This window comes from Dehalococcoidales bacterium (assembly GCA_028716225.1).
In the GTDB taxonomy this organism is placed as follows: Bacteria; Chloroflexota; Dehalococcoidia; order Dehalococcoidales; family UBA5760; genus UBA5760.
Window position 1 is genome coordinate 1 of sequence record JAQUQE010000126.1, and the last position, 2,982, is coordinate 2,982.

The 2,982-nt window shown below is 48.2% G+C and carries 2 protein-coding genes; both read right to left on the reverse strand.

Annotated features, from left to right (window positions below):
* Positions 1–108 precede the first annotated feature (108 nt).
* Positions 109–1,917, reverse strand: coding sequence for an ATP-binding protein (locus PHI12_14590; GenBank protein ID MDD5512013.1), 1,809 nt, complete (start codon positions 1,915–1,917; stop codon positions 109–111).
* A 2-nt stretch (positions 1,918–1,919) separates the two neighbouring features.
* On the reverse strand, positions 1,920–2,982 hold a 1,063-nt coding region (locus tag PHI12_14595), incomplete at its 5' end, for an ABC transporter substrate-binding protein (GenBank protein ID MDD5512014.1).

Genomic DNA, 2,982 nt, shown 5'->3' on the forward strand with positions numbered 1-2,982 from the left:
GTTATCAATTTCACAGCTTCCTCTCTAAATTCCTTCGTGTATTTTCCTTGTGGGATCCCTTTCAATCTGACACCTCCGTCTTTCTATTTTACCTGACTTTGGTGTCCGTTAAATCCATCCTACCTCAATTCGCCCACCGTGGCGGTGAACGATTCGCTGTGCTATGGCCAGACCGATACCGGTGCCGCGATACTCTTCGCGGTGTAGGCGCTGAAAGACAACGAACACTCGCTCGAAGTACTGTTGATCAATGCCTATACCGTTATCTCGTACTGAGAATACCCACTCGTCATCTTTCTTTGCTGCAGATACATGTATACACGGCGGCTGCTCACCGTGGAACTTGACAGCGTTGTCAAGCAGGTTCTGAAAGAGTTGAACCAATTGCGCTTCATCTGCTTCGACTTCGGGCAACGGGTCATGTGTGACTACGGCACTACTCTCATGGATAGCTACCTCCAAATTAGCTAGGGCAGCATCAAGAACTGCCTCGCAATTTGTAGTCTCAAAGGACTTGCCGCGGGTACCTACGCGAGAATAGGCTAGCAGGTCATTGATAAGTTGCTGCATCCGTTTGGCTCCACCCACTGCGTAGTTTATAAACTCATTGGCATCAGCATCAAGTTTATCCCTGTAGCGCTTTTCCAAGAGCTGAGTATAACTGGATACCATGCGCAGTGGTTCTTGGAGGTCATGTGAAGCAACGTAGGCAAAACGTTCAAGTTCAGAATTGGAACGTTCCAACTCGGTCATCGTCTGCTTCAGATTTTCCTCCGCCTCTTTGCGTTCGGCAACCTCTTTAGCAAGTTCATCACGGGAAACCATAATCTCTTGAAGATTCTTCGCCATTTGGCTGAATGACTCGGACAGCTCGCTGATTTCATCTCTTCCGGCGATGAACACATTTTGATCCAGATTGCCACGGCCTATCTCTTCAGTTGTCTGAACCAACTTGCGCACCGGGCGGGTGATTGTCTTGGCTACGAACCATCCAACCATGACGGAAAGGATAGTAGTGACAACGATGATGGTAGTTGTTGTTCGGCCAAGAAGAGCCACTGCCTCAAACGCTTCGGACACATCTACTTCAGTAAGTATGACTAGATTATATTTTGGTAACCAGTTGTAGGCGCCAATGATCGGCACACCGCGGTAATCATCATAGTAACCCACCCCGTCATTGCCTGACAGGGCAGCCTCAACACCCTCCGTGCGGGCGGCTTTCTTCAGCGCATAATCTTGACCAAACCGTGGCTCAGTGACAAAAAAGTTGGATGCGTTAACCAAGTAAGTATCCTCGGTCTGACTCATACCAGTCTGGAGACTAATAATCGTGGAAAGCTCACCGAGGTCAAGCCGCCCGGCCAGTACCGCAATCAGGTTACCCTGCGTATCTTTTATGGGCGTGCTTATTGTCATTGCTGGCTCCTGCAGGGCAGTCGAATAATAGACACCTTGAACATAGGTATCACTTCTACCCTCAATGAAGTATAGCTCAGCATCGCGGTATTTGCCTTCCTGTTTGTCATCATTGGAAGCTATGATTATGCCATGGATAGGACACATGATAAATAGCTCTGTGAAACCACCGGTTTTTTGCAGGCGCGGTTCGAAATGTTCCTCGATGAGACTCCTGTGCGCTTCGATATATGCGGGGTTAGTGGTGTTGTGTGTAGCAAGTATGGCAGTATTCTCTCTGACTAAAGGGCGTTGTGCTAATTCCTCCAAACTTCGCTCATTATCTTCTATCCAGCGGTCCATCTCACTGCTCTTGAGTAGATTGGTCGAAACAAGATGATTCATGGTCTGCTGTTCTATGGCACGCTTTCCACTGTCGTATGCCAAGTAACCCACGACTGCGGTAGGCACAATGGCTAGTAGCGCAAATGCCATCGTTAGTTTTGGCGTAAGTCTCAATTTTATTTGCTCCCGTAAACCTGTTCTAGGAAACGCAATGTATATGCTTGGTTTACATCAAAAGGTTCCGCTAGTAGATTTTGGTCCAGCATTATATCGCACATTCCTTGCCACATCTCTGACTTCATCCAGCCTACCTTATCCTCCCCAGTGTTCACCAGGGGCAGCATGGCTTCCATCATCGCCGTTTGAAGTTGCTGGTCTTTAATCTCAGCATACTTCATGGTGATATCCACTGCCTGTGGATAGTCCTCGATAGCATCCTGCCAGCCCTTGAGCGTAGCACGCAAAAAGCGGATGACCAGATCAGGATTTTCGGTAATCAACTGGTCTGTGGTAACGAGCAAGTCTGAGTAAAAACGAACGGCGTAGTCACTGGGCCAGATGAGATTAAGTTCAAGCCCTTCCTGTCGCAATTTGATCAGACCGCCGGTAGAATAGGCTGGTGTTACTGCTACCTCACCATTAATGAAAGCAGTATAGTCAGGGTCATAAGGGACTATATTCACTTGGTTCGTGTCTAGTTGTAGCTTCTTCATCATGGCGGCGAGTTGCATCTGGAATTCAGCCGTACCCCCAGTGGCAGTAGCAGCGATCGTTTTGCCTACGAAATCCTGCGGACGAACGATGCCCGAATCGGCTTTGGATAAAAATACCACGGCACTGCGACGGTAGACTGCGGCTATGGAATCGAGGGGACAGCCTTGACTGCGCTTGACCAAAAGTTCGTCTGGGCTTAGCACAGCGAAATCGGCTTTACCAGTGAGAAGGTTTTCTGCTATGTCTACATCCTGACCGCCTTCAAGGAATGTGACCTTGATGTTCTCTTGAGAGTAGTAATCCTTCTCATCCGCCATATAGAAGCCGGCGAACTGTGCCTGGTGTACCCATTTAAGCTGCAGCGTAACCTCATCATATATTGGCTCCGTATCAATGCTACAGCCAGTTATCGTAGTCGCAATAATTATCGTGACTACTGCCGTAAACACGAGTAGACTATTTTTCATTTTGCGACAAACACCGGCCTGGATAAATGGTATTACAGCCGCTTCATGTTCATTGTGG